Source organism: Vibrio sp. D173a (genome assembly GCF_030248475.1).
The window spans coordinates 1-917 of the sequence record NZ_JAHGAH010001478.1; the positions used below are offsets into that span (position 1 = coordinate 1).

1 pseudogene is annotated in these 917 nt (G+C 41.4%); it reads left to right on the forward strand.

Going from position 1 to position 917, the window contains the following annotated elements:
• Nucleotides 1–500: 500 nt before the first annotated feature.
• Nucleotides 501–917, forward strand: a pseudogene (locus tag KIV40_RS34185) (glyceraldehyde-3-phosphate dehydrogenase); the annotation flags it as partial.

Consider the following 917-nt stretch of genomic DNA (forward strand, 5'->3'; position numbering starts at 1 on the left):
TAATATTGTAAAAAAAGCAAAATATTTTCTCTTTCAACGTCACCAATCAACCTAATACGCAAGGTTTGTAGGTCTATTTAGACTTAGGTGGATAACTTTCAACCACCCTGTTTACTCATTTCGTTTATTTAAGAGAATTGATCACACTTTCTGACCAAAAATAGCAACCGTTTGCATCCTATTTTTGATATTAGTATTTTTTGACGAAAAATAAGTGCTACAAATCGACAAACTCAATAGTGTTGCATATCACAAAACGCGACAATACAACCAGTAAAACACCGAATTTCAGCCAGAATCGCTGGGTTTAATTTTACTAGCAGAATAACAAGCCATACCTTACAATCCCGCCACATAAAAATTACAACTTAAATACAAACCTATTCGTGCCATTAAAGTGACAATTTAAGATCACAGCACAACGGTTTATCCCCCAATGCAGGTCAGCACCCTACACTCGCCAAGCCTGCAAAACTTAACGTGAAAGGTCCCAAGTAAAGATGAGCCCTGAAAAGCACCTCCTAGACTGGCAAACTAGTCAAACTATTGCTGAATCTATCGCCCCAACTCTTGGTCAGCTATACCGTCAAAAAGGCGTTGAAGTCATCCTATTCGGTAAGACTCTTGTTAACGCGACTACCATCGATATCATCAAAACTCACCGACTTTCTAAACACTACACTGGCTCCCCGCTTACTCCTTCACAAACTCAACCGATCATCCAGCACCTTCTATCAATGCGCCTGTCCCCATGTCGCGTCGATGTTGGTCGCCTAGCGCATCAATACTGGGAAAACCATGAAGATGTAGCTGCAATGGATGACTTCCTTCAAACGGCTCTAATGGAGTCACTAGAAGGTGAAGCGATGACCAAACCTCGCGATGTGGTTCTATACGGTTTTGGTCGTATCGGTCGA